Here is a 24057-nt window from a genome sequence, read left to right on the forward strand (position 1 = left end):
GGCGCCGGCGCGGCCGTGGGCGCCGCCCTGGCCGTTGCCGCCGCGCGCGCCGCCATTGGCCGAGCGGCCATTGCCTTGCGAGGCGCGGCCGCCGCCGCCGCCGCCGCCGGCGCGGTTGCCGTTGCGTCCGCCGCCGTTGCGCGGGCCGCGGCTGTCGCGTTCGTCGTCCTCGTCGTCGCGCTCGTGCGCCGGCACGCCGGCGGGAGGCGTCCAGCCCTGGATTTCGACGCGGTCCACGGTCTTGCGGATCAGTTTCTCGATGGCGCGCAGCAGCTTCACTTCGCTCGGATCGACCAGCGAGATGGCCGCGCCCGTGGCGCCCGCGCGGCCCGTGCGGCCGATGCGGTGCACGTAGTCCTCGGGCACGTTGGGCAATTCGAAGTTGACGACTTGCGGCAACTGGTCGATGTCCAGGCCGCGCGCGGCGATGTCGGTGGCGACCAGCACGGTCACGCTGCCGTCCTTGAAGCCGGCCAGCGCGCGCGTGCGGGCCGCCTGGCTCTTGTTGCCGTGGATGGCGGCGGCGCTCAGGCCGTCCTTGACCAGTTTTTCGGCCAGGCGGTTGGCGCCGTGCTTGGTGCGCGTGAACACCAGCACCTGGTGCCAGCCGCTTTCACGGATGATGTGGCTGATCAGGTCGCGCTTGTGATGCTGCTCGACCAGGTGCACGGTCTGCTTGACCAGCTCGGTGGCGGTATTGCGCGGCGTCACCGAGACTTCGCCCGGGTCGTTGAGCACGCCGCGCGCCAGGGTGCGGATCTCGTCGGAGAACGTGGCCGAGAACAACAGGTTCTGGCGCTTGGCCGGCAGCAGGGCCAGCACCTTGCGGATGTCGCGGATGAAGCCCATGTCCAGCATGCGGTCGGCTTCGTCCAGCACCAGGATTTCGACGCCCGACAGGTCGACCGTCTTCTGGCCGGCATGGTCCAGCAGGCGGCCCGGCGTGGCGACCAGGATGTCCAGCGGCTTGCGCAGCGCGCTGATCTGCGGATTGATATTGACGCCGCCGAACATCACCATGGACTTCAGCGGGGCGTACTTGCCGTAGGTCTGCACCGATTCCTCGACCTGCGCGGTCAGTTCGCGCGTCGGCGTCAGGATCAGGCAGCGCGGGCGGCCGGGCTTGCGCACGGCGGCGGGCGTCTGCATCAGGCGGTGCAGGATGGGCAGCGTGAAACCGGCGGTCTTGCCGGTGCCGGTCTGGGCCGCGGCCAGCAGGTCGCCGCCTTGCAGCACCAGCGGAATGGCCTGGGCCTGGATGGGCGTGGGGGCCGTGTAGCCGGTTTCGGCAATGGCGCGCAACAGGGAATCGGCCAGCCCGAGGTCGGCGAAAGAGGTATTGGCAGTCAAGTACAACTCCAGCGGCAGCCTGTCGCTCAAGTTGAGAGACTCCAATCAAGGCGGACGGAAACAGGAGAAAAGGAAGGCCCGGCGGGCCGGTCACGGCGGCGAGCGCCGCGCATGGGATGTGTGCCGATTGGCATTGCACACGGCGCGCATTGTAGCTGAAGCCGGCCGGGCGCCACGGCGCCGCCGCAGGGTTTGGACACAGGTGGCGCGGCGCGCCTGTTACTTCTTTCTCCAGGATTTCCCGGATTGACGCCGGGAGGCCTTGTTGAAGATACGTTGGTAGTGTTCTGTAACCGTTTGCTGGGTTTAAGTACGCATTCAGCCGTGCGGGGCCATTTGTAACTCCTATAATCCCCCGCTTGATTCAACCGGGAAGTGGGAAGCCTCATGAAAAAATCACTAGGTGTCGTGGTAGGCGTGATCGTGGTTGCGGGGGTGGCCTGGGTAGGCGCATCCTGGTACACGGGCAAGCGCGTCGAGGCCGAGGTGCGCCAGCGCGTGGACGAAGGCAATGCCAAGCTGCAGGCCTTCCTGCCGAACGCCAAGATGAAGATCGCGGTGAGCTCCCTGGAGCGGCATCTCTTTTCGACCGATATCCAGTACAGCCTGACCATCGAAGGCGTGACCGTCGAGAAGGACAAGCCAGTGCAGGACGTCGCCTTCCTGTTGCATGACCATGTCGAGCACGGTCCTTTCCCGCTGGCGCGCCTGAAGCGCGGCGCCCTGGCGCCGGTGATGGCGACCAGCGATTTCGAACTGGTCGACAACGACACCGTGAAGAGCTGGTTCGAACTGACCAAGGGCGTGGCGCCGTTCTCCGGCCACGCCACCCTGCATTACAACCGCGACGTCGACGGCAACCTGGTGCTGCAGCCGGTGGACTTCCAGCGTCCCGACGCCGACCTGAAGTTCTCCGGCATGGACCTGCAGGTCGCCGTGACCGCCGCCGACAAGGCCGCCAAGGTCAGCGGCAAGATGGACTCGGTGAGCCTGGACATCAAGGATGCCGAGGCGCCGGGCAAGATCCAGGTCACCGGCATGACCTTGAACAGCGATATGCACCAGGGCCAGGCCGGCCTGCAGGTGGGCACCAACCAATTGGCCATCAAGCAGATCAGCGTGGTGCATGCCACCGATCCGGCCATCCTGCTCAATAACTACACGCAGAATGCCGAACTCACCGAAAGCGGCAGCGGCTTTTCCGCGCGCGCTGTCTACGACGTCGGCATGATCAACCTGGGCGGCCAGGACATCGCCGGCCTGCGCCTGGGCTTCGGCGGGCGCAACATGGCGACCGATGCGGTGAAGACCCTGGTCGAGCTGTATGGCAACGTGATCTCGCGCGCCATGAAGCAGAACCCCGAGCAGGATCCGCAGCAGGCGTTCGACCTGCCGGCCGAGGATCGCCAAAAGGCGATCGCCGCTGGCAAGGCCCTGCTGGCGGGCAATCCCACCTTCTTCATCGATCCCATCCTGGTCCACAACGCCAAGGGCGAGTCGCGCTTCAACCTGACGCTGGACCTGGGCGATCCGGGACCGACGGACCAGCCCGTCGACGAGATGGTCACCAAGCTGCTGCACAAGCTGGACGCCAAGCTGACGGTGTCGGCGCCGATGGTCACCAGCATCCTGGCGCAGCAGATGCAGCAGCAGGCCGGCCTGGATGCCGCGGCCGCCGAGAAGCAGGCCGAGGCCACGACCCAGGCGCTGACGCAGATGGCGGTGGCGACCGGCTACCTGAGCAAGGACGGCGACAACGTGGTCGGCACGCTGCACTATGCCGACAAGGTGGTCGACCTGAACGGCAAGAAGATGCCGCTGGAGGAATTCGCCATGATGGTCGCCAGCATGGCGATGGGCATGCATTCGCAGGAAGGCATGGACGGTGACGATTCCGACGAAGGCGACGAGCCGGAAGAGGCCACGCCCGGCGCCGCCGTGCCGGTGGTCCCGCCGCCCGCGGCGCGAGGCGGCTCGCGCGGCAAGTAAGCCGGCGCGTCCGGTCCGGCCACGCGCCGGACCGGCGCGGTTTCGGAAAGCAAACGGCCGGGAGCGATCCCGGCCGTTTGTCTTTCCGTCCTCGTTATTGTTTTTGCTTGCGCGCCCGGCGCGGGTTGCCGATGCATCGCCCTCGCTCGCGTTCGCGTCCGCCTGGCCCCGGCATGTCCGCGCGCGGTTTCAGGTACGCTTCCAGTCTTTCCCTTCCCCTTTCCCGGCGGCGGCGTTCATTGCCGCCGTCCGAACTAGCCATGTCCCACTTTCCCTACGACGCCGTCCTGTTCGATTGCGATGGCGTGCTGGTCGATTCCGAACCCATCACCAATCGTGTCCTCACCGCCATGCTGGGCGAGCTGGGCTGGCGGCTCACGCTGGAAGAGACGCTGCGCATTTTCCTGGGCAAGACCGTGTTCGACGAGGCGCCGCGCATCCAGGCCGAGACCGGCTACCGGATCGACGACGCGTGGATAGAACGGTTCCGCGCGCGCCGCAACGCGGCCCTGGAATCGGAGTTGGAGCCCATCCCCGGCGCGCCCGAGGCCGTGCGCGCCCTGCACGCGGCCGTGCAGGGCCGTATCGCGGTGGCCTCGGGCGCGGATCGCGTCAAGCTGCGTTTGCAACTGGAGAAGATCGGCCTGCAGGACTGCTTCGGCGAACACGTCGTCAGCGGGCAGGAGCAGGCGCGCAACAAGCCCTGGCCCGATGTCTACTTGGCGGCCGCGCGCACGCTGGACGTCGATCCGGCGCGCTGCGCCGTGGTGGAGGATTCGGTCACCGGCGCCCGCGCCGGCGTGGCCGCGGGTGCGACGGTGTTCGGCTATAGCCCCGGCGGCCCGGGCCACAGCGATGCCCAGGCCCTGCTCGATGTCGGCGTCGTGCACGTGCTGCGCGACATGCGGGAACTGCCGGCCGTGCTGGCCGGCTGGCAGGCGCGATAGCGTCGCGTCCCGCGCTCGCTGGCAGGCGGGTAGCCCAGGTAGTGTCGCGCCCTGCTTGCCTGGGCGCGGACTTGCAAGTTACGACGCCGATCAACCGCCCGCGGTGGCGCAGGCCTCTTCCGCCGGCGCCGCGTGCTTCGCGGTCGCAGCAGTCGTAGCGCTCGCAGCGTGCGCGGACATCGCGCGGCGCGTGGCGCGCGTCAGCCAGGCGGCCACCAGCAGGGCCAGCGCCAATACGGCCGCCGCCGCCCATCCCAGCGCGCCCAGGCCGTAGGTGGCGATGACGCGTCCGCCCAGGGCCGCGCCCACCCCGATGCCGATATTCGCGCCCGAGATGTTCAAGGACGCCGCGAAGGCCGCCGCATGCGGCGCCGCCTTCATCACGCGCGCGTGGCACACGATGAACAAGGCCGACTGCGCGATGCCCCACAACGCCAGGACAGGCGCCAGCCATAACGGCGCGTGCATCACCGACGCCACGGCCGCCAGGGCCGCCGCCATGAGCACGCTGAACAGCGCGGTGGCGCCGATCGGACTGCGGTCGACCATGCGGCCGCCCAGCGTATTGCCGATCAGCCCGACCGCGCCGAAGGCCATCATGGACCAGCCCACCACCTGGCCGTTGAATCCCGCCAGGCGTTCCAGCATGTCGGCCAGGTAGGTGTAGGCGGTGAACATGCCGGTGAAGACCAGCAGCGAAAGCAGCACGTGGCCCACCAGCACGGGATCGCGCAGGCTGCGCAACTGCTTGGCCAGCGAGCCGGCGTGCGTGCTGCCCGCCACCGCCGGCATATAGCGCTGCAACAGGCCGGCCTTGGCGAAGGCCAGCACCGCCAGGACCATGAAAGCCGCCCGCCAGCCGAAGGCGTCGGCAATGAGGACGCCGATGGGAATGCCGAGCACGGTCGCCACGACGATGCCGAACGCGACCATCGACACCGCCCGGCCCGCCTTCGCCGGTCCCACCAGGCTGATGGCGGTGTCGCTGGACAGGGACCAGAACACGGGCAGCGCGAGCGCGGGCACGAAGCGCGCCACGCCCATCACGTAGATGTTAGGCGCCCACGCCGCCATGACGTTCGCCACGCCGAATATGGCCAGCGCCGCCACGAAGACGCGCTTGCGCGGCAAGGCCGCCATCAGGGCGGTGGAGAAAGGGCCGGTGGCGGCCACGGTGAAGGCGAACAAGCTCACCAGCAGGCCCGCCTGCGCGACCTCGACACCCAGGTCGCGGGCCATCGCGGGCAGCAGGCCGATGATGACGAATTCGGTGGTGAGCACCGTGAAACCGGCGGCGGAAAGAAGCAGGATGGGCAACAGCATGAGGGAATGCGTAGGGATGCGCGTGCCGGGGCAGGTGCTTATCGGACGCCGCCCGCGACCGCGGCGCGATCACGGCTGGCGTATTGCCAGCGTTGCAAGCTTAAGGGAAACAGGGGGGAGGAAAAAGCGGCGGCGGCCGGAAACTTTAGTCAGGCCGCGCCGACAATGGACTTGCCGGCGCGGCCCGGGCGGCCCCGCGCGCGGCGTTGGTGTTCATTCATCGCCGGCCGCGCCGTCGATCACGGCGCGGCCGGCGGACATCAACCGCGGATGGATTCGATGCGATGAACGTGCTCGTGACGGAAGCGGAAGCGCTGCTTGAGAATGCGGCCGTTTTCCGCCATGCACGAAACCAGGTCCGTGGTGTAGGTCGTGGCGCCGTTGAACGGCGTGTTGTAGATGACGCGAGCGGCGATGCCGGGGCCATGCTCCGGCTGCAGATGAACGATGTCGCCCACATGGATGGGCGTGTTGTCCAGCGTATGGGTGGAACGACGCGTCAGTCGAGGTTGCATCATGGTGGTCATTGTTGGGTACTCCAATCTAGCTATGGTGTTGTTATGGTCCGCCCCCGGGGCGGACATCTGGCTTTGTGCCGGGCGCGAGGTCCGGCGCCGTTTCGCGCCGGGCCGGGAAATATTCACCGGCCGCCGATTCGCGATTCGGGAGGGCGCCCGGCCGGACATGCGTCAAGGCGCGGGTGTCGATACTCGTTATATGGTGTCCCAATTACGTGACGGGAACATTGCTGCGGATGGCGTATCGGCCTCGTTCCTAAGGATGAGACCATACGGCCGGAAAAGGCCACGCAAAAGTGCACAAAACGCTACGAGAACCGACGGCAGCGATTATTCGAATGACGAAGCATTCCACCACCCGCCACGGGTAGACGATCCGGAGAGAACGGCAGGTGGGACGTTTTCGACGCCAGCGGGATTTCCGTGTTTTTTATAGAGAGGACGGGGAAATCGCCAGCGCGCACTTGGCTGCGTGAATCACAGGAAAAGCCTGCGATGCCAGCCGCGTCGGCTATCGGGAAAAGTGCCAGGGATCGATTGAATCTGCCTGGAATGACTATCCTTGGAGCCGGACGCCGAGCCCGCAATAAAACGAGCATTTCGAATGTTACGTCATTTGCGTTCAAAAGTCAACATCCGTCTTCCAACCTCGCCCTTTCCCCCGCAAGCATGGCGGCATCGCGGTCCCCCGCGGCCGCGGCGAACGCTAGAATGCCCCATTGCGCGACGGCTTTCGCCAGCGCATGTGTGGAGGCCCCCGGCCGCCATGGCCAAGACCAACGACAACCCCGCCCGCCGCCGGCGGAACCGGACAGGCAGGCATTGAACACGACCGAGACATCCCTTTCCACGACGTCCTCTCCCCTGGGCGACCTCTGGCTGGCGGAAACCATACGCCTGCGCGAGGAACACTGGGGGCCGGTGGACGACGCCCAGGCGGTCCGCCAGGCGCGTCTGTCGCCGGAGCCCCTGCCGCAACGCATCCTGCTGCGGGCGCGCTTGCTGGGCCGGCAAACCGGACTGGACGCATGCCTGGCGGCCTGGCGCCGCGCCGCCGCCGTCGGCCTGGCGCTGCTGCTGGGTCTCGGCCTGCTGGCCGGCATCGGCGCCGCCCTGGGCGCGCTGGGCGACGGCGCCCGCCCCGTCAACGTATTGCACGCCCTGGGCGCCTTGCTGGGCCTGCATGCCCTGACCTTCCTGTTCTGGCTGGCCGCCAGCGTCTTTGCCGTGCCGTCGCATGCCGCGGCCCAGGGACTCGCGCGGCTTTGGCTGTGGGTCAGCCGGCGCCTCGCGCGCGGACCGGACACGGCGCTCGCCGCGCAGGCGTTTTCCAGCCTGCTGGCGCGCGGCGGCGGCCTGCGCTGGCTGTTCGGGACCGTAAGCCATCTGGTGTGGCTGCTGGCGCTGACCGCCGGGCTGGCCACGCTGCTGCTGGTGCTCTCCACCGCCAGCTATCGCTTCATCTGGGCCACGACGCTGCTCGATCCGCAAACCTTCGTGCGCCTGACGGATCTGCTCGGCTGGCTGCCGGCGCGGCTGGGTTTCCCCGTGCCGGACGCGGCCCTGGTGGCGGCCAGCGACGGCACGCGGCAATTGCCCGCGCTGGCGCAGGCGCAATGGTCGATGTGGCTGATCGGCGCCCTGGTGACCTATGGCATCCTGCCGCGCCTGCTGGCGTGGCTGCTCAGCGTGTTCATGCTGCGGCGGGCCTTGGCCAGGCTGCGCCTGGATCCCGATATGCCCGGCTACGCGGGCCTGGCCGCCCGGCTGGCGCCTATCGCCGACACCCTGGACGATGACGCGCCGCCGTTGCCGCAGCAAGGGCCGCGCATCGGCCATGCGAACGCGGGCGCCGTCGGCGTGGCGCCCACGCTGGTCGGGCTGGAGGTGGCGCCGGACCTGCCGTGGCCGCCCGCCGCCCTGCCGGCGGGCGTGGCCGACGGCGGCAACCTGGATACGCGCGAACAGCGGCGGCGCCTGCTCGACACCCTGGCCGCGAGGCCGGCGCCGCGCCTGCTGATCGTCTGCGACGCGCGCCAGACGCCGGACCGCGGCGCGCTGGCCTTGATCGCCGAGCTGTCCGCGGCCGCGCAAGCGACGCGATTCTGGCTGCTGGGCGACGAGGACGGGACGGACGCCGCGCCGTCGCGCGCCGCCGCCTGGCGCGATCAACTGCGCGCGGCCGGCGTGGCCGGCGAAGACATGCTGCGCGACGCCGGGCCGGCGCTGCGCTGGCTGGAGGCAGACCATGGATGACACGTCCGACGATCGCGCTCGCCCGGCGCCCGGGGCCTCGCCGGCGGACCCGTCCCCGGCGGCGCCTCGGCCCCCGGCGGACGGGACGCCGGCCGCCTCCGGCCGTCCGTTGCAGATCGCCCTGGTCGGCCATACCAACACCGGCAAGACCTCGCTCCTGCGCACGCTGACGCGCGACGCCGGCTTCGGCGAGGTGGCCGACGCTCCCGGCACGACGCGACGCGTGCAAGGCGCGCAGCTTCGGCTGGACGGGCGGCCGGTGCTGGCCTGGTACGACACGCCGGGCATGGAAGACAGCGTGGCCCTGCTCGACTACGTCGACCGCCTGGCCGGCGCGGAACGGCTGGACGGCCCCGCGCGCATCCGCCGTTTCCTGGACGCGCCGGAGGCGCGCGGGCGCTTCGAACAGGAAGCGCGCGTGCTGGCCAAGATGCTGGAATGCGACGCCGCGCTCTATGTCATCGATGCGCGCGATCCCGTGCTGGCCAAGCACCTGGACGAACTCGCGCTGCTGGCGGCTTGCGGCAGGCCGCTGCTGCCCGTGCTGAATTTCGTGCGCGCGCCGGCGCATCGCGCGGCGCAATGGCGTGAAGCCATGGCGCGGCTGGGCCTGCATGCGCTGGTCGAATTCGATACCGTGGCGCCGCCGCTGGACGGCGAACGGCAGCTATATGCGCGCCTGGCCATGTTGCTGGATGCGCGGGCCGGCACGCTGCAGGCCTTGTCCGACCAGTTGGCGCGCCAGCGCCAGGAACGCCGCGGCGAGGCGGGCCGGCTGGCGGCCGGCATGCTGCTGGACATCGCGGCGCTGCGCCTGGCTTCGGCTTCCGACGAGCCCGCGCTGCGCGCCGCGGCGCAGGACTTGCAGGATCGCGCGCGCCGGCGCGAGCAGGCCTGCATCGACGCCCTGCTCGCGCTCTACAACTTCCGCCACGAAGACTATGACGCCGAGGCTCTGCCGCTGACCGGCGAACGCTGGGGCATGGATCTTTTCCATCCGCAGGCGCTGAAGGACGCCGGCGTGAGCGTCGGCATGGGCGTGGCCGCCGGCGCCATGGCCGGCGCGGCGGTGGACCTGATGCTGGCCGGCGTCAGCCTCGGCACGGCGGCGCTGGTCGGCGCCGCCACCGGCGGCTTGTGGCAAAGCGTGGAGCGCTACGGCCAGCGTCTGCTGGGCAAGCTGCGCGGCTACCGCGAACTGAGCATCGACGACGCCGTGCTGCGCCTGCTGGCCCTGCGCGCCCGCCGCCTGATCGACGCGCTGGACCGCCGCGGCCACGCGGCGCGCGACCCGTTGCGGCTGGACGAAGCCCAGACCGACGGTGACCGGGCCTGGCGGGAAGGCAAATTGCCGCCGGAACTCAAGGAAGCCCGCAGCCGCCCAGAGTGGTCCACGCTCAACGCCGCCCACGAAGACACCCCCCGCCGCGCCGCCGCCGTCCGCACGCTCGGCGAGCGCCTGTCCGGCGCCGACGGCGCCGCGCAGTCTGCCTAGGCGCGAGCCTTGGTCCCGATCATGCCGGGTTTGCAGGGTCGCGCGTCAACAGATTCATTAGCTCAACGTTGATGAAAACCTTTTCACGTCCCACAGCCAGTTCACGCAATATATTCATCGTGACAAGGTCTTTCAGTATCTTCGACGCTGTTTGCCGCTGTGCAATGCCACTCTCGACAATGTTGGAGATTCGGCAGTACGGCTGAGCGAAGATCAGTTCGAGCAATTCGTGACTGTACGTCTTCGGTGCTTCCTGGCGTAATTTGTCTCGTGTGCGTTCCATGAGATCGCATATTGCTTTGATCTTCATCGACGTCCACTCGGCGGTGCTGCGAACCGCTTCCAACATGTACAAGATCCACTCTTCCCACGTTTGTTCCGTCGTCACCTTCAGGAGTAGGCGGTAGTACTCCTGTTTGTGCTGAATGATGTATCGGCTAAGGTAAAGAATGGGTAGCTCGAGCAATTTCTCGGAGATAAGAAACAGAAGATTGAGCACGCGTCCGGTCCGGCCATTTCCATCGCTGAATGGATGGATGGCTTCGAACTGATAATGCATCATCGCCATGCGTACCAGAGGGTCGAGACTCTCTTCCAGGTGGATGAACACCTCCCAGTTGGAGAGAAGGTCGCGAATAACCTGCTCGCCCTCAGGGGGCGTGTAGATGATTTGTCGAGTTGCGTCATTCATGAGAGCGGTCCCGGGCACTCTCCGAATATCCATGTCGACGCCTTTGATCGTCCTGCAAACTTCGACCGCGGTGCCAGCGGTCAATGGACGTTCTTCCAGAGAACGGTACCCTCGATGAAGAGCCGTGCGATACCGTAGCGCTTCCTTCGTGGCAGGATCCGCGTGCGCCTGTTGTGCTTCATTCGCAAACTGAAATAAGCGATCGGTCGTCGTAACGATGTTCTCGATTTCCGAGCTGGCCTGAGCCTCGAGCATCGGCAGGACGTTGATCAGCATGCCCTGGTTAGGAATGCGATTGGCGGTGCCTGTCAGCTCTGCAAGGGCTGCTCGTGCTCCGATGCATGCCTTTAACACGCGCTTTGTCTCGACCTCGACTTTGGGTGGCAGTTGGGGGAGGTCGTTGTACGGCAATTCGGGGTTGAACATGTGCCGTAGTCCTGTGACGTGTCGAAAAAATGGATTATTTTATACATATCTGAGTGATATGTCGATTTTTCCCCAATTTTTCTACATGAGACCGGTTGAGATGCAGGCTCTTAACACGTCGTTGAGCCAAGCTGTAGAGCAGGACGACGTGTATGTTCTCTCGACAGGTACCCGAATCATGTCGATATTGGCGCCGATTTTCGACACGTCTTGAAGACGTGTTCACGGCGTCGACATGACGCCCGGACGTGCAACGGCCCGCAAGCCGTGGCCGGCCGTTCAGCACAGATCGTCAGATAGTTGTTTGTGGTGCCGGCTAGAGGAATCGAACCCCCGACCTTCGCATTACAAGTGCGCTGCTCTACCAACTGAGCTAAGCCGGCTGTGAACGGGCCGCCGCCGAGGGGGCGGCCCGTTGCGGGAGGCGTATTGTAAACGTCTCCGGACGCGGGCGGCCGGCGGGGCCGCGGCGCTTTTATTTGACGATGGTCAGGCGCGGGCGCGGCGGGGGATCGTCGGGGGGCGGCTCGTCGCCGCGCGGCTCGGTTTGCCCGGCCGGCGTGTCCGCCACGGGGTTCTCGCCTTCCGCGGCCGGTTCGTCGGCCTGCACTTCGAAGCCCATGCCGGCGCCCGTTTCGCGCGCGTAGATCGCGCTGACGGCGCCCACCGGGACCGAGACGTCCTCCACGATCCCGCTGAAGCGGGCCTGGAACTCGATGAGATCGTTGCCCAGGCGCAGTTGGTTGGTGGCCAGGTTGCCGATGTTCAGCGTGATCTGGCCATCGCGGACATGCGCCGGCGGCACCATGGTGCGGGCGTTGACCTGCACGACGATGTACGGGGTATACCCGTTGTCCGTGCACCACTCGTGGAGGGCACGGATCAGGTACGGTTTGGTCGACGATTCGCCCATGCCGGTCCCTTAGCGACGCATCACTTTTTCAGACGGCGTCAGCGCTTCGATGTAGGCCGGGCGCGAGAAAATGCGTTCGGCGTACTTCTGCAGCGGAGCCGCGTTCTTCGGCAGCTCGATGCCGTAGTGGTCCAGGCGCCACAGCAGCGGCGCCACGGCCACGTCCAGCATGGAGAATTCGTCGCCCAGCATGTACTTGTTCTTCAACAGCATGGGCGCGAGCTGGGCCAGGCGGTCGCGGATGTTCTGGCGCGCGCGGTCCAGGCGCTTTTCGTCCGGCTTGCTGGTGCGGTCTTCCAGTTCCGACACGTGCACGAACAATTCCTTTTCGAAGTTGAACAGGAACAGGCGGGTGCGCGCGCGCATGACCGGGTCGGCCGGCATCAGTTGCGGATGCGGGAAGCGCTCGTCGATGTACTCGTTGATGATGTTCGATTCGTACAGCACCAGGTCGCGTTCGACCAGGATGGGCACCTGGCCATAGGGATTCATGACCGAGATGTCTTCGGGCTTGTTGTACAGATCGATGTCCCGGATTTCAAAATCCATGCCTTTTTCGAACAGCACAAAGCGGCAGCGTTGCGAAAACGGACACGTGGTTCCGGAATAAAGCACCATCATGGCGATAAGTCCTTGTATGAAAAGCGAAAGGCCAGCGCCGCCAATCTAGCAGGCGCTGGCCCCAATTGCCAGGGGGGCAGCAAGGGCGTTGCTGCCCACGGAGGCTCCAGGAGAGCCCCGCCAGCCCCCGGCGGGGCAAGCTGGTTTACCGGACGTGCTTCCAGTAGGAAGCATTAAGGCGCATGGCCACGACCAGGAAAAGACCCAGGAACAGCAACACCCAGACGCCCAGCTCCTTGCGGAATTGGGCGACGGGTTCGGCCATCCAGGTCAGGAATGCACTGAGATCGGCGACGTCGTTGTCGAATTGGGCCGTAAGCGCCGGATTCGAGGCCTTGAACGTCGCGTTGAAGCTTTCACTGCCATGGAAATGCTCAACCGCCTCCTTCTTGACGGTGGCATAACCCTGCGCATCGTAAACGGTGGTCGTGCGCTCCCAGCCGGGTTCGCCCCCCTTGCCTTCGACTTCGTGCATGGCCACCGTCGTCAACTCGCGCGGGCCTTGGCGTTCCCAGAGCACGTGCGGCATGCTCACGTTAGGGTACACCAGGTTGTTCCAGCCGGTCGGCCGGCTGGTATCGCGGTAGAACGAACGCAGATAGGTGTAAATATAATCGGTTCCGGGCGCGCCTGCAGTCTGGGACTTGGCCCGGGCGATCACCGACAGGTCCGGCGGGATGGTGCCGAACCACTTTTTGGCGTCCTTGGGCGGCATGGCGACGGTCATCAGGTCGCCCACTTTCTCGCCCGTGAACATCAGGTTTTTCTTGATCTGGTCGTCGGACAGCCCGATATCGCGCAGCTTGTTGTAGCGCATGGACGTGGCGGCGTGGCAGTTCAGACAGTAGTTGACGAAGAGCTTGGCCCCGTTCTGCAGGGCCGCCATGTCATTGGCGCGGTCCGGCGCCCGATCCAGGGGATATCCACCTTCTGCCGCCAGCGCGGCGGTGCACGCGAGCATCAACGCCGCGGCACCCATCAGCTTCTTGATCATGATCATTCCGTTCCTGGTCCTGGGGCTTAGTGGGCGTGAAAGACGACGCGGTCGGGCACGGGCTTGAAACTGCCCAGGCGGCTCCAGACCGGCATCAACAGGAAAAATGCCAGGTAGTAGAGCGTCCCGACCTGCGACGTCAGGTTCAGCGCCGGCGACGGCGGCTGGGTGCCGACATAGCCGAGGACGACGAAATTGACCATGAAAATGGCGTAAAGCACCTTGTGCCAGCCCGGCCGGTAGCGGATGGACTTGACCGGCGAGCGGTCCAGCCAGGGCAGGAAGAACAGGATGACCACGGTGCCGCCCATGGCCACCACCCCCCAGAACTTGGCGTCCAGCACGCGCAGCAGCACGGCGATGACCAGCAGGATGACCGGCACCACCAGGCGCCACGCGCCCTTGAACCCGCCCTTCAGGAACAGGGCGATGGCGCCGAGCACCGCCGCCCCGGACAGGACCCAGGTGAAATCGTCGGTGGTGGCGCGCAGCATCGAGTAGAAGGGCGTGAAGTACCACACCGGCGCGATGTGCGGCGGGGTCTTCAGCGAATCCGCCGGGATGAAGTTGTTGTATTCGAGGAAGTAGCCGCCCATCTCCGGGCCGAAGAACACGATGGCGGCGAAGACGATGAGGAAGCCCGCCACGCCGACGATGTCATGCACCGTGTAGTAGGGATGGAAAGGCACGCCGTCCAGCGGCCGCCCGTAGCGGTCCTTCGGTCCCTGCTTGATCTCCACGCCGTCCGGGTTGTTCGAGCCGACTTCGTGCAAGGCCACCAGGTGCGCCGCCACCAGCCCCACCAGCACCAGCGGAATGGCGATGACGTGGAAGGCGAAGAAGCGGTTCAGCGTGGCGTCGGACACGACGTAGTCGCCGCGGATGAAGATGGCCAGGTCCGGCCCGATGAAGGGAATGGCGGAAAACAGGTTCACGATCACCTGCGCGCCCCAGTACGACATCTGGCCCCAGGGCAGCAGGTAGCCGAAGAAGGCCTCGCCCATCAGACAGAGGAAAATCGCCACGCCGAAGATCCAGACCAGTTCGCGCGGCTTGCGGTAGGAGCCGTAGAACAGGCCGCGCAGCATGTGCAGGTAGACCACCACGAAGAACATCGACGCGCCGGTCGAGTGCATGTAGCGGATCAGCCAGCCCCCCGGCACTTCGCGCATGATGTATTCGACCGACTGGAACGCGCGTTCCGCGTCGGGCTTGTAGTGCATCACCAGGAAGATGCCGGTGGTGATCTGGATCACCAGCACCAGCAGCGCCAGCGAGCCGAAGAAATACCAGAAGTTGAAATTCTTCGGGGCGTAGTACTCGGAAAGATGCGCTTTCCAGGTCGAGGTCGCCGGAAAGCGCCTGTCCACCCACCCCAGCAAACCTGTCGTCTCGACGTTTTTTTCGCCAGCCATGAAGCAGCTCCTTTGCTATACGTGGCGTATCTGATTCTTCTATGCCGCGGTCCGGCCCCCGCTTCCAGGGGCGTGGATACTAGGCCTTGTTGTCTTCGTCGACGCCGATGATGATGCGGGCGTCGCTCAAATACTGATACGGAGGAACTTCGAGGTTGTCCGGCGCGGGCTTGTTCTTGAAGACGCGGCCGGCGAGGTCGAAAGTGGAGCCGTGGCAGGGACAGAGAAAGCCGCCCTCCCAATTGCCGGGCATGCCGCCGGACGAGCCCGTCTCGAAGTGGGCGGTCGGCGAACAGCCCAGGTGCGTGCAGATGCCGACGCAGACGAACAGCTCGGGCTTGCGCGAGCGGTATTCGTTCTCGGCATACTTGGGCGTGAAGCCCGGACGCTTGGATTGCGGATCGGCGACGAGCGGATCGTTGACCTTCAGGCCGTCGATCTGCTCCTTCGAGCGGTGAATGATCCAGACCGGTTTCCCGCGCCATTCGACCGTGATCATCTGGCCGAGGGGGATGTCGCCGACGTTGACTTCAACGGGAGCGCCGGCCGCGCGGGCCTTGGCGGAGGGGGCAAAAGTGCTTACAAAGGGTACGGCGGTTGCGACTCCCGCGACCCCGCCCAGAGCACAGGCTGTGGTTACCCAGAAACGTCTTGATGGGTCCGGCGGCAAGTTGGTGGGTACTGCGCCTTCGTCATCTCCATGCACCATCGTGTTCTGACTCATCTTCCATCCTTGTTATGCGACCGCTGCCCGTTGGGACAACGGTGTGTAGCATTCCCCCTTAAAAGGGGTGTGGATATGTGGCTGGCCATTTGTAACAATGTAGCAACCGCGTATTATAGCCCCAGCCCAATCAAGGGCGTATCACAGCACAGGAGCGCATATGAGCAAAGCGACTGGATTTCTGAAGGATTTCCGTAATTTCGCCGTCAAGGGCAATGCCGTCGATCTGGCGGTCGGTGTCATTATCGGCGCGGCGTTCGGCAAGATCGTCGACTCCCTGGTGAAAGACATCGTGATGCCTCTCGTCAATTTCATTCTGGGCGGATCGGTGGATTTCTCCAACAAGTTCATTGTCCTGCATATGCCCGAGGGCTATAACGGCCCGATGACCTATGCCGAAATCCTGAAGGCCGGCGGCAACGTCTTCGCCTGGGGGAGTTTCGTCACGGTCCTGATCAACTTCATCCTGTTGGCTTTCATTATCTTCCTGATGGTCAAGGCCATCGCCGGCGCGCGTTCGCACCTGGACGCCACCCCGGCCGGCGCCACCGCCGACCAGAAGCTGCTGGCGGAAATCCGCGACCTGCTCAAGGCGCAGCAAACGCAGCAAACCCAACTGCCGCCGCAACAGCCGCCGGCCACCCCGGGCGCGTGACGGGGCGGTACCGCGCGGCGCGCGGCGTGGCGTGGCCATGCCGCGCGCGGCCATGGCGGCACGGCGCCGGCCTACACGGGATTGTCGATATCGACGAAATCCACGCGTATGCCGAATTGGCGGGCCACGGCCTCGCCCAGCGCCTGCACCCCGTAGCGCTCGGTGGCATGGTGGCCGGCGCTGATGAAGGCGGTGCCCGTTTCGCGCGCGGTGTGGACGCAGGGCTCGGAGATTTCGCCGGTGATGTAGACCTGTGCGCCGGCGTCCAGGGCCTCCGCGTGCATCCCCTGCGCGCCGCCCGTGCACCAGGCGATGCGGCCTACCGGCTGGTCCGGGTCGCCGATCGTTTGCGGCGCGCGCCGCAGGCGCTCGGCGATGCGCGCCGACAATTCGCCCACCGTGGCAATGCCGGGCGCGCTACCCAGCCAGATCAGGTTGTCGCGGCCACAGGTCCGCGGCGCGCCGCTGGCGTCCGCCTCCGCCTCCAGGCCGAGCACCCGCGCCAACTGGGCGTTGTTGCCCAGTTGCGGATGCGCGTCCAGCGGCAGGTGGTAGGCGAACAGGTTCAGGTCGTGCGCCAGCGTCAACGCCAGCCGCGTACGGCGCGGGCCGCGCACGCGCGCATCCTCGTTGCGCCAGAACCAGCCGTGGTGCACCAGCAACGCATCGGCGCCGCGTTCGATGGCGACGCGCAGCAAGGCTTCGGTCGCGGTGACTCCAGCGATAATATGGCCCACCGATGCCTTGCCTTCCACTTGCAGCCCGTTGGGGGCGTAGTCCTTGAAACGCGCCGGTTGCAGCGTCTGGTCCAGCCAAGCCGCCAGTTCGTGGGTGTCAATTCTGTTCATTGCCTTGCCTTCCTAGGATCATGCGCCGACTCTGGCTGATATTCGCCCAGGCCGTCACGGTCTGTCTTGCCATTCTATTCGTGGTCTCCGTGTTGCGGCCCGACTGGGTGAGCCTGGGCGGCCGCGCCGCGCCCACCGCGCCGGCGGAGCCGCAAACCGCGACGCCCGAGCCGGCCAAGCCCGCGCCGCCGCTGTCCTTCGCCCGCGCCGTGGCGCGCGCGGCCCCGGCGGTGGTCAACGTGTACACGGCCAAGCACGTCGACGTGCCCCTGATTCCCATGCCCAGCGATCCGGCCTTGCGCGACCTGCTGGGCCAGTTGCCGGGCGCCTCGCGGCGGCACGAATCGACCAGCCTGGGGTCCGGCGTCATCGTGCGCGCCGGCTACGTGCTGACGAATTACCACGTGGTGGAGGCCGCCGACGCGATCGAGGTGGCGCTGGCCGACGGCCGCGAAACCGCGGCCCAGGTGGTCGGCGCCGATCCCGAGACCGACCTGGCCGTGCTCAAGCTGCCCGCCCAATTCGGCGAGACGCCCGTGGCCACGCTGGGGTCGGACGGCGGGCTGAAGGTGGGCGACATCGTGCTGGCCATCGGCAACCCGTTCGGCGTGGGGCAGACGACCACGCAGGGCATCGTGTCGGCGCTGGGGCGCAACCGCCTGGGCCTGAACACCTACGAGAACTTCATCCAGACCGACGCCGCCATCAACCCCGGCAATTCGGGCGGCGCCCTGATCGACGCCACCGGCGACGTGGTGGGCATCAATACCGCCATCTATTCGCAGTCGGGCGGCTCGCTGGGCATCGGCTTCGCGGTGCCCATCGACACGGCGCGCGCGGTCATGGAAGAGATCATCCGCAGCGGGCAGGTCAAGCGCGGCTGGCTGGGCGTCGAGCCGCAGGACCTGACGCCGGAGCTGGCGCGCGCCTTCCGCCTGTCGGGCAACAGCGGCGTCATCATCGCCGGCGTGATGCGCGACGGACCGGCGGGACGCGGCGGCCTGCGGGTGGGCGACATCGTGCGCAGCATCGACGGCAACGAGGTGCAGAACACCACCTCCATGCTGGCCATGATCGCCCTGTTGCCGCCGGGCCAGGAAGTGATCGTGACGGTCTTGCGCAACGGCCGCCTGGTCAACCTGAAGGTCAAGATCGGCGTTCGGCCCCTGCGGTCCAGGTAGGCGGCAGCCGTCCCTGGGCGACCAGGCGCACCACCGCGACGATCTTGCGCCGCTCGGCCGCGGTCAGCGTGGCCATCAGGCGCTTCATTTCCGCTTCGTCGTCCCCGCCGCGCGAGGCCCGCGGCGCGGGCGGCGGCCGGTCGATGGCGGGCGCGCGCCGCCGTGCGCCAGGCCCGTCGCCGTTCAGCCACTCCGGGCTGACCGACAGGGCATGCGCCAGCTTGCCCACCGTGGCGTGCGACGGCGCGTAGCCGGGCCGGTCGGCGAGGATGCGATGAATGGAGGTTTGCGGGACACCGGACAGGCGGGCCAGGTGCCGCTGGCTGCGTATGCCGCGCCAGCGCATCAACGAGGAAAGGCGGTCAGCGATGTTCATGCGCCTACTGTACGGAGCGGTATCGCGGCGTACAAGCGTGCGGCAGTCCTGTTTTTGCGTCCGCCTTCGGAAGGCGCGGTAGGAATCGTCCGAAAATGCCGCCGGTGGGGCGATGGACCGATGCGCGATGCGGCGGCGCCTAGTCCTTTTCCACCAGCGCGTTCTCCCCGCCGGACTCGCCACGCTTGTTGGGCTGCACCATGCGCGCGCAGATCAGGCCGAGTTCGAACAGCAGGCATAACGGCACCGCCAGCAGGAACTGGCTGACGACGTCGGGCGGCGTCACCACCGCGGCGATGACGAAGGCGCCCACCACGACGTAGCCGCGCGCGCTGCTGAGCTTCTTGACCTCGACCACGCCGAAGCGCACCAGCAGCACGACGATCACCGGGACTTCGAAGGTGATGCCGAAGGCCAGGAACATGGTCATCACGAAGCCCAGGTAGGCCTCGATGTCCGGCGCCGTGGTGATCGAATTCGGCGCGATGTGGGCGATGAAGCGGAAGATGGTGTGGAAGACGACGAAATAGCAGAACGCCATGCCGGCCAGGAACAGCACGGTGGTCGAGACGATCAGCGGCAGCGCCAGGCGCTTTTCGTGCTTGTACAGGCCGGGGGCGACGAAGGCCCAGGCCTGCCACAGCACGACCGGCAGGGCGATGACGAAGGCCGCCATCATGGTGACCTTCAGCGGCACCATGAAGGGGGTGATCACGCCGATGGCGATCATGTGCGTGCCTTCCGGCAGCGACGCCAGCATCGGGCGCGCCAGCAGGTCGTAGATCTTCGCGGTGCCCGGGTACAGGAACAGCACGACGAAGACCACCAGCACCGCGAGCACCGCGCGTATCAGGCGCGCGCGCAGCTCGATCAGGTGGGACATGAAGCTCTCTTCCTGTCCTTCTTCTTGCGGGACTTCCTGGCTCACGTGGGCGTACCGGTAGGCGGTTGAGTGGGCGCCGCCGGCTTGGCGGGCGCGGGGACCGAGGGCGCGGGCACGCCATGCAGCACCGCCTCGGCGGCGGCAGCGGCTTCCGAGGCGGCCGGCGCGGGCGCCGCAACCGATTCCGCGGGTATCGTCAGGCTGGGCGTTTCCGCCGCGGCGGCGACGGTGGCTTCGGCGGTGGGACCGGCGCCGGCTTCGGCCGGGGCGGTCTCGGGATGCGCCGGCAGCCCGTTTTCGTCCACCACGGGCGTCGACAGCGACAGCGCGCCGCTGGCGGCCTTGGCGGCGTCGTCCAGTTCCTGGCGCAAAGCCTCGGCCGGCGCGCGCAGCGATTCGGTGGTGTCGCGCAGCGAGGTGTGCACGGTTTGCGCCGCGTCCTCCATCTCGCTCTTGAACTTGCGCAGCTCGTCGAGTTCGATCTCGCGACGGATGTCGCTCTTGACGTCGTTGACGTAGCGCTGCGCGCGGCCCAGCAGGTGGCCGACCGTGCGGGCGACCTTGGGCAGGCGTTCGGGACCGATGACGATCAGCGCAATGACGCCGATCACCACCAGTTCCCCCATACTCATATCAAACATACGACGGCCGTAGAGGGAATAGGCGCCCGCCGGCGGCCGCCGCGTTGCGGCCGGCCGCGCATGGCGCGGGCTGCGGGATCAGGAGTGGGTTTTTTCCTTGGCCTGGACGTCGATGGTGTCGCCGGCGACGCGCTGCTGCGCCGGGGGCTCGGCCTCCGTGCGGTCGCTGCTGGCTTCCTTCATGCCTTCCTTGAAACCCTTGACGGCGCCACCCAGGTCGCCGCCGATGTTGCGCAGCTTCTTAGTGCCAAAAATCATCGCCACGACGACGAGGACGATCAACCAATGCCAAATGCTGAGACTGCCCATGACGGTTCTCCGTAATCAAGCGTTCGGGGCTGCGCGGCCCGCCCAGGGCCGCGAACCGCCAATAATGTGGAAATGCAGGTGCGGGACTTCCTGTCCGCCCTCGGCGCCGGAATTGACGACGATGCGGAAACCGCCTTGCGGCCCCGGATTGCAGCCGTTTTCGGCCGCCAATTGGGGCACCATGGCCATCATTCTACCCAACCAGCCCGCATCCTCGGGGGCGACCTCCTGCATGGACGCGATGTGGCGGCGCGGGATGAGCAGAAGATGCACGGGCGCGGCGGGATTGATGTCATGGAAGGCGACGAAGTCGTCGTCTTCGTAGACCTTCCTGGCCGGAATCTCGCCACGGCCGATCTTGCAGAAGATACAGTTTTCGCTCATGAGACCTCGATGCGGTGGGGCGGCCCCGGAAACGCCTGTCAGGACGCCGGCCGGCTGGCCTTTTCGGCCAGGCCGGACAAGCCCTCGCGGCGGGCCAGTTCGGCCAGCACGTCTTCGGGCCGCAGATTGTAATGAGTCAGGGCGACCAGGCAATGGAACCAGAGGTCGGCGGTTTCGCTGACGATGCGTTCCGGCACCCCGTCCTTGGCCGCCATGACCAGCTCGGTCGCTTCCTCGCCGATCTTCTTGAGGAAGGCGTCCGGACCGCGCGCGAGCAGCTTGGCCACGTAGGACGAGGCCGGATCGCCGCCGCGCTCGGGGCGGCGGCTTTCCAGCGTATCGGCGACGCGGGCCAATATGTCGGAGGTAGCGGGCGAATTCATTTGTAAATCAGCTCCGGATCCTTCAGGACGGGATCCACGGTGGTCCAGGCCGCGTCCGCGCCCTGGCCGTCCAGGCGGCGGAAAAAGCAACTGGCGCGGCCGGTGTGGCAGGCGATGCCGCCCTGCTGCTCTACCTTGAGCAGCACCACGTCGCCGTCGCAATCCAGGCGCAGTTCGCGGACCAGTTGGGCATGGCCGGATTCCTCGCCCTTGCGCCACAGGCGCTGGCGCGAGCGCGACCAATACACGGCGCGGCCGGTCGCGGCGGTTTCGGCCAGCGACTCGCGGTTCATCCAGGCCACCATCAGGATCTGGCCGTTGGCGGCGTCCTGTGCGATGGCGGGTATCAGGCCGTTCTCGTCGAATTCGACGTCGGCCAACCAGGCGGGAGAGTTATCCATCATGCGTCCAATCGTACCGCAATGCCTTGATCGGCCATGAAACGCTTGCATTCGCCCACGGTGTGCTGGCCGTAGTGGAAAATGCTGGCGGCCAGGACGGCGCTGGCGCGGCCGGTGGTGACGCCGTCGGCCAGATGCTGCAGCGTGCCCACGCCGCCGGAGGCGATCACGGGCACGGGCACGGCGTCGGAGACGGCGCGGGTCAGGGCCAGGTCGAAGCCGGACTTGGTGCCGTCGCGGTCCATGCTGGTCAGCAGGATTTCGCCGGCGCCGTATCGCGCCATGCGGCGCGCCCATTGCACGGCGTCGATGCCGGTGGCCTTGCGGCCGCCGTGGGTGAAGACTTCCCAGCGGTCTTCCTCGCCGGGCGCCGAGACTCGGCGCGCGTCGATGGCGACCACGATGCATTGCGAGCCGTGATAGTCCGCCGCCGCGCGCACCAGTTCCGGGTTGGCGACCGCCGCGCTGTTGATGCTGATCTTGTCGGCGCCGGCGTTCAGCAGGCGCTGGATGTCCGATACCTGGCGCACGCCGCCGCCCACGGTCAGCGGGATGAAGACCTGCGAGGCCACCTGCTCGATGATGGGCAGGATCAGGTCGCGGCCGTCGCTGGTGGCGGTGATGTCGAGGAAGGTGAGCTCGTCGGCGCCCTGCTCGTCATAGCGGCGGGCGATCTCGACGGGGTCGCCCGCGTCGATCAGGTTGACGAAGTTCACGCCCTTGACCACCCGCCCGGCGGTGACGTCCAGGCAGGGGATGATGCGGCGCGTCAAGGTATTGACGCCGTCGGCCTGCGGTTCGCTGCTGGCGATGGCTGTCATTGCTTGCCCAGTTCGTCGGCGCGCGTCTGCGCGGCCTGGAAGTCGAGCGCGCCTTCGTAGATGCTGCGGCCCAGGATGGCGCCTTCGACGCCCTCTTCCTCGACGGCGCACAGGGCCTCGATGTCCTGGATGCCGGCGATGCCGCCCGAGGCGTAGATGGGGATGCGCACGTGCTGCGCCAGGCGCACGGTGGCGTCCACGTTCACGCCGGACAGCATGCCGTCGCGGCCGATGTCGGTGTAGATGATGGCTTCGCAGCCGTAGTCCTCGAACTTGCTGGCCAGGTCCAGCACGTCGTGGCGGGTCAGCTTGCTCCAGCCGTCGGTCGCCACCTTGCCGTCGCGCGCGTCCAGGCCGACGATGATGCTGCCGGGGAAGGCGCCGCAGGCATCGTGCAGGAAGCCCGGGTTCTTGACCGCGGCGGTGCCGATGATGACGTAGGAAATGCCGTTGTCGAGATAGCGTTCGATGGTGTCGAGGTCGCGGATGCCGCCCCCGATCTGCACCGGGATTTCATCGCCCACGGCTTCCACGATGGCCTTGATGACGGCCTCGTTGCGCGGCTTGCCGGCGACCGCGCCGTTCAGGTCGACCAGGTGCAGGCGCCGCGCGCCCTGTTCCAGCCAATGCGTGGCCATGGCCGCGGGGTCTTCGGAGAACACCGTTGCATCGTCCAGGTCGCCCTGGCGCAGGCGGACGCAGCGTCCGTCTTTAAGGTCGATGGCGGGGATCAGCAGCATGATTGATAGCGCGTAAAAATTTTCGTTGGTCGGAACAGAACGGGCCTGGTCGGGCAGGCAACGACGCCGCCGGAAACGGCGGCGTCCAGGCAATCACGGGCGCCAGTCCACGAAATTGCGATACATCCGCAATCCATGTTCGGCGCTCTTCTCGGGGTGGAACTGCACCGCGAAAATGTTAGCCGTGGCTACCGCGCAGGTAAAGGAACCGCCGTAATCGCTTTCCCCAACGATGACGGAGGGGTCGGCGGGCATGGCGTAGTAACTGTGCACGAAATAGAAATGGGCATGGTCGGGTATCCCTTCCCAGATGGGATGAGATCGCGACTGCCGGACTTGGTTCCACCCCATGTGCGGCACTTTCAGCAATTCCTGCCGGGCCTGCCCGGGGTGTTCCTCGTAGGCGCCGACGGGCGTGGCGTACTGGGGGCCGCTGAAGCGGTGCACCACCCCCGGGAAAATGCCCAGGCAGATGGTCGGGCCTTCCTCGCTGGTGTCGAACAGCATCTGCTCGCCCACGCACACCGCCAGCAGCGGCTTGTTGCGGGCGGCGCGCATGACGGCGTCGCGCAGGCCCGATTCGTTGAGCGTGCGCATGCAGTCGGGCATGGCGCCCTGGCCCGGGAAGACGACGCGGTCGGCCGCGTCGATGCCGGCGGCCTGGTTGCAGATACGGATGTCGGCGTCCGGCGCGGCGTGCGCGAGGGCGCGCGCCACCGAGTGGAAATTGCCCATGCCGTAGTCGACGATAGCGATGGAAGTCACGAAGATAT

At 66.8% G+C, this 24057-nt stretch carries 26 protein-coding genes and 1 tRNA gene; 6 read left to right on the forward strand and 21 right to left on the reverse strand.

Annotated elements, in window-relative coordinates; all coding sequences use genetic code 11:
* Positions 1–1350 (reverse strand): DEAD/DEAH box helicase (locus tag CAL29_RS00005; protein WP_256977091.1); only part of this gene is annotated, 1350 nt, incomplete at its 3' end.
* Positions 1351–1737: 387 nt separating this feature from the next.
* Here CAL29_RS00005 and CAL29_RS00010 point away from each other — a divergent pair.
* Positions 1738–3339, forward strand: coding sequence for a YdgA family protein (locus CAL29_RS00010; RefSeq protein ID WP_094850978.1), 1602 nt, complete (start codon positions 1738–1740; stop codon positions 3337–3339).
* Positions 3340–3599: 260 nt separating this feature from the next.
* Positions 3600–4286, forward strand: coding sequence for an HAD family hydrolase (locus CAL29_RS00015; RefSeq protein WP_094850979.1), 687 nt, complete (start codon positions 3600–3602; stop codon positions 4284–4286).
* Positions 4287–4376: 90 nt separating this feature from the next.
* Here the strand turns inward: CAL29_RS00015 and CAL29_RS00020 are convergent, their stop codons facing one another.
* Both CAL29_RS00020 and CAL29_RS00025 read right to left on the reverse strand, forming a co-directional pair.
* Positions 4377–5609: an MFS transporter gene (locus tag CAL29_RS00020; protein WP_094850980.1), complete on the reverse strand. Its 1233-nt coding sequence runs from the start codon at positions 5607–5609 to the stop codon at positions 4377–4379.
* 260 nt (positions 5610–5869) lie between these two features.
* Positions 5870–6136, reverse strand: a complete 267-nt coding sequence (locus CAL29_RS00025; RefSeq protein ID WP_094850981.1) for a hypothetical protein — start codon at positions 6134–6136, stop codon at positions 5870–5872.
* 813 nt (positions 6137–6949) lie between these two features.
* Between CAL29_RS00025 and CAL29_RS00030 the strand changes: the two genes are divergently transcribed.
* Together CAL29_RS00030 and CAL29_RS00035 are read left to right on the forward strand one after the other, a co-directional pair.
* Positions 6950–8383: a DUF2868 domain-containing protein gene (locus tag CAL29_RS00030; protein WP_256977092.1), complete on the forward strand. Its 1434-nt coding sequence runs from the start codon at positions 6950–6952 to the stop codon at positions 8381–8383.
* A complete protein-coding gene (locus tag CAL29_RS00035; protein WP_094850983.1) occupies positions 8376–9878 on the forward strand; it encodes a GTPase/DUF3482 domain-containing protein in 1503 nt (500 codons plus the stop codon). Before CAL29_RS00030 ends, CAL29_RS00035 begins: the two co-directional genes overlap by 8 nt.
* A gap of 19 nt (positions 9879–9897) precedes the next feature.
* Here CAL29_RS00035 and fic read toward each other — a convergent pair whose 3' ends face one another.
* From fic to petA, 7 genes are all read right to left on the reverse strand, one after another.
* The gene (gene fic / locus CAL29_RS00040; protein ID WP_094850984.1) at positions 9898–10995 is read right to left on the reverse strand and encodes a protein adenylyltransferase Fic; all 1098 of its coding nucleotides are present in this window, start codon (positions 10993–10995) and stop codon (positions 9898–9900) included.
* Between the two features lie 307 nt (positions 10996–11302).
* Positions 11303–11378: transfer RNA gene (locus CAL29_RS00045), tRNA-Thr, on the reverse strand.
* 92 nt (positions 11379–11470) lie between these two features.
* Positions 11471–11908, reverse strand: coding sequence for a ClpXP protease specificity-enhancing factor (locus CAL29_RS00050; RefSeq protein ID WP_094850985.1), 438 nt, complete (start codon positions 11906–11908; stop codon positions 11471–11473).
* 9 nt (positions 11909–11917) lie between these two features.
* Positions 11918–12529 (reverse strand): glutathione S-transferase N-terminal domain-containing protein, encoded by a 612-nt coding sequence (locus CAL29_RS00055; RefSeq protein WP_094850986.1) that lies wholly within the window; start codon positions 12527–12529, stop codon positions 11918–11920.
* Positions 12530–12674: 145 nt separating this feature from the next.
* Positions 12675–13529, reverse strand: coding sequence for a cytochrome c1 (locus CAL29_RS00060; protein WP_179283849.1), 855 nt, complete (start codon positions 13527–13529; stop codon positions 12675–12677).
* Positions 13530–13549: 20 nt separating this feature from the next.
* Complete coding sequence (locus CAL29_RS00065) at positions 13550–14938, reverse strand: cytochrome b (RefSeq protein WP_094850987.1); 1389 nt, start codon at positions 14936–14938, stop codon at positions 13550–13552.
* Between the two features lie 79 nt (positions 14939–15017).
* Positions 15018–15662 (reverse strand): ubiquinol-cytochrome c reductase iron-sulfur subunit, encoded by a 645-nt coding sequence (gene petA, locus CAL29_RS00070; protein WP_094850988.1) that lies wholly within the window; start codon positions 15660–15662, stop codon positions 15018–15020.
* Positions 15663–15822: 160 nt separating this feature from the next.
* Here petA and mscL point away from each other — a divergent pair, with 160 nt between their 5' ends.
* A complete protein-coding gene (gene mscL / locus CAL29_RS00075; protein ID WP_094850989.1) occupies positions 15823–16317 on the forward strand; it encodes a large conductance mechanosensitive channel protein MscL in 495 nt (164 codons plus the stop codon).
* Between the two features lie 71 nt (positions 16318–16388).
* Here mscL and CAL29_RS00080 read toward each other — a convergent pair whose 3' ends face one another.
* Entirely contained in the window at positions 16389–17165 is a 777-nt protein-coding gene (locus CAL29_RS00080) for a Nif3-like dinuclear metal center hexameric protein (RefSeq protein WP_094850990.1), read from the reverse strand.
* Between the two features lie 20 nt (positions 17166–17185).
* On the opposite strand from CAL29_RS00080, the gene CAL29_RS00085 reads away from it, so the two are divergent.
* Positions 17186–18346 carry a S1C family serine protease gene (locus CAL29_RS00085; protein WP_094850991.1) on the forward strand — a complete coding sequence of 387 codons (1161 nt, stop codon included), beginning with the start codon at positions 17186–17188 and terminating at the stop codon, positions 18344–18346.
* Here the strand turns inward: CAL29_RS00085 and CAL29_RS00090 are convergent.
* The 10 genes from CAL29_RS00090 to hisH form a co-directional block, all read right to left on the reverse strand.
* On the reverse strand, positions 18312–18722 hold the full coding sequence (locus tag CAL29_RS00090) for a helix-turn-helix domain-containing protein (RefSeq protein WP_094850992.1): 411 nt from the start codon (positions 18720–18722) through the stop codon (positions 18312–18314). The two genes, CAL29_RS00085 and CAL29_RS00090, sit on opposite strands and share 35 nt — an antisense overlap.
* Positions 18723–18861: 139 nt before the next feature.
* Entirely contained in the window at positions 18862–19605 is a 744-nt protein-coding gene (gene tatC / locus CAL29_RS00095; protein WP_373559672.1) for a twin-arginine translocase subunit TatC, read from the reverse strand.
* A gap of 41 nt (positions 19606–19646) precedes the next feature.
* Complete coding sequence (tatB, locus tag CAL29_RS00100) at positions 19647–20231, reverse strand: Sec-independent protein translocase protein TatB (RefSeq protein WP_373559674.1); 585 nt, start codon at positions 20229–20231, stop codon at positions 19647–19649.
* Positions 20232–20324: 93 nt separating this feature from the next.
* A complete protein-coding gene (tatA, locus tag CAL29_RS00105; protein WP_094850995.1) occupies positions 20325–20555 on the reverse strand; it encodes a Sec-independent protein translocase subunit TatA in 231 nt (76 codons plus the stop codon).
* Between the two features lie 15 nt (positions 20556–20570).
* On the reverse strand, positions 20571–20939 hold the full coding sequence (locus CAL29_RS00110) for a histidine triad nucleotide-binding protein (RefSeq protein ID WP_094850996.1): 369 nt from the start codon (positions 20937–20939) through the stop codon (positions 20571–20573).
* Between the two features lie 38 nt (positions 20940–20977).
* On the reverse strand, positions 20978–21322 hold the full coding sequence (locus CAL29_RS00115) for a phosphoribosyl-ATP diphosphatase (protein WP_094850997.1): 345 nt from the start codon (positions 21320–21322) through the stop codon (positions 20978–20980).
* Positions 21319–21723, reverse strand: a complete 405-nt coding sequence (gene hisI, locus CAL29_RS00120) for a phosphoribosyl-AMP cyclohydrolase (RefSeq protein WP_094852613.1) — start codon at positions 21721–21723, stop codon at positions 21319–21321. Before hisI ends, CAL29_RS00115 begins: the two co-directional genes overlap by 4 nt.
* Positions 21723–22544 (reverse strand): imidazole glycerol phosphate synthase subunit HisF, encoded by an 822-nt coding sequence (gene hisF, locus CAL29_RS00125; RefSeq protein ID WP_094850998.1) that lies wholly within the window; start codon positions 22542–22544, stop codon positions 21723–21725. Before hisF ends, hisI begins: the two co-directional genes overlap by 1 nt.
* Positions 22541–23284, reverse strand: coding sequence for a 1-(5-phosphoribosyl)-5-[(5-phosphoribosylamino)methylideneamino]imidazole-4-carboxamide isomerase (gene hisA, locus CAL29_RS00130; protein ID WP_094850999.1), 744 nt, complete (start codon positions 23282–23284; stop codon positions 22541–22543). Before hisA ends, hisF begins: the two co-directional genes overlap by 4 nt.
* A 93-nt stretch (positions 23285–23377) precedes the next feature.
* Positions 23378–24049 carry an imidazole glycerol phosphate synthase subunit HisH gene (gene hisH / locus CAL29_RS00135; RefSeq protein ID WP_094851000.1) on the reverse strand — a complete coding sequence of 224 codons (672 nt, stop codon included), beginning with the start codon at positions 24047–24049 and terminating at the stop codon, positions 23378–23380.
* Between the last annotated feature and the right edge of the window lie 8 nt (positions 24050–24057).

The organism is Bordetella genomosp. 10, assembly GCF_002261225.1.
Taxonomy (GTDB): Bacteria; Pseudomonadota; Gammaproteobacteria; order Burkholderiales; family Burkholderiaceae_B; genus Bordetella_C.

Bases quoted from the DNA above. Each gene is read 5' to 3' on its own strand.
- CAL29_RS00010 (WP_094850978.1), top strand. From the start codon at position 1,738: ATGAAAAAATCACTAGGTGTCGTGGTAGGCGTGATCGTGGTTGCGGGG.
- CAL29_RS00015 (WP_094850979.1), top strand. From the start codon at position 3,600: ATGTCCCACTTTCCCTACGACGCCGTCCTGTTCGATTGCGATGGCGTG.
- CAL29_RS00020 (WP_094850980.1), bottom strand. From the start codon at position 5,609: ATGCTGTTGCCCATCCTGCTTCTTTCCGCCGCCGGTTTCACGGTGCTC.
- CAL29_RS00025 (WP_094850981.1), bottom strand. From the start codon at position 6,136: ATGACCACCATGATGCAACCTCGACTGACGCGTCGTTCCACCCATACG.
- CAL29_RS00035 (WP_094850983.1), top strand. From the start codon at position 8,376: ATGGATGACACGTCCGACGATCGCGCTCGCCCGGCGCCCGGGGCCTCG.
- fic (WP_094850984.1), bottom strand. From the start codon at position 10,995: ATGTTCAACCCCGAATTGCCGTACAACGACCTCCCCCAACTGCCACCC.
- CAL29_RS00050 (WP_094850985.1), bottom strand. From the start codon at position 11,908: ATGGGCGAATCGTCGACCAAACCGTACCTGATCCGTGCCCTCCACGAG.
- CAL29_RS00055 (WP_094850986.1), bottom strand. From the start codon at position 12,529: ATGATGGTGCTTTATTCCGGAACCACGTGTCCGTTTTCGCAACGCTGC.
- CAL29_RS00060 (WP_179283849.1), bottom strand. From the start codon at position 13,529: ATGATCATGATCAAGAAGCTGATGGGTGCCGCGGCGTTGATGCTCGCG.
- CAL29_RS00065 (WP_094850987.1), bottom strand. From the start codon at position 14,938: ATGGCTGGCGAAAAAAACGTCGAGACGACAGGTTTGCTGGGGTGGGTG.
- petA (WP_094850988.1), bottom strand. From the start codon at position 15,662: ATGAGTCAGAACACGATGGTGCATGGAGATGACGAAGGCGCAGTACCC.
- mscL (WP_094850989.1), top strand. From the start codon at position 15,823: ATGAGCAAAGCGACTGGATTTCTGAAGGATTTCCGTAATTTCGCCGTC.
- CAL29_RS00080 (WP_094850990.1), bottom strand. From the start codon at position 17,165: ATGAACAGAATTGACACCCACGAACTGGCGGCTTGGCTGGACCAGACG.
- CAL29_RS00085 (WP_094850991.1), top strand. From the start codon at position 17,186: ATGCGCCGACTCTGGCTGATATTCGCCCAGGCCGTCACGGTCTGTCTT.
- CAL29_RS00090 (WP_094850992.1), bottom strand. From the start codon at position 18,722: ATGAACATCGCTGACCGCCTTTCCTCGTTGATGCGCTGGCGCGGCATA.
- tatC (WP_373559672.1), bottom strand. From the start codon at position 19,605: ATGTCCCACCTGATCGAGCTGCGCGCGCGCCTGATACGCGCGGTGCTC.
- tatB (WP_373559674.1), bottom strand. From the start codon at position 20,231: ATGGGGGAACTGGTGGTGATCGGCGTCATTGCGCTGATCGTCATCGGT.
- tatA (WP_094850995.1), bottom strand. From the start codon at position 20,555: ATGGGCAGTCTCAGCATTTGGCATTGGTTGATCGTCCTCGTCGTCGTG.
- CAL29_RS00110 (WP_094850996.1), bottom strand. From the start codon at position 20,939: ATGAGCGAAAACTGTATCTTCTGCAAGATCGGCCGTGGCGAGATTCCG.
- CAL29_RS00115 (WP_094850997.1), bottom strand. From the start codon at position 21,322: ATGAATTCGCCCGCTACCTCCGACATATTGGCCCGCGTCGCCGATACG.
- hisI (WP_094852613.1), bottom strand. From the start codon at position 21,723: ATGGATAACTCTCCCGCCTGGTTGGCCGACGTCGAATTCGACGAGAAC.
- hisF (WP_094850998.1), bottom strand. From the start codon at position 22,544: ATGACAGCCATCGCCAGCAGCGAACCGCAGGCCGACGGCGTCAATACC.
- hisA (WP_094850999.1), bottom strand. From the start codon at position 23,284: ATGCTGCTGATCCCCGCCATCGACCTTAAAGACGGACGCTGCGTCCGC.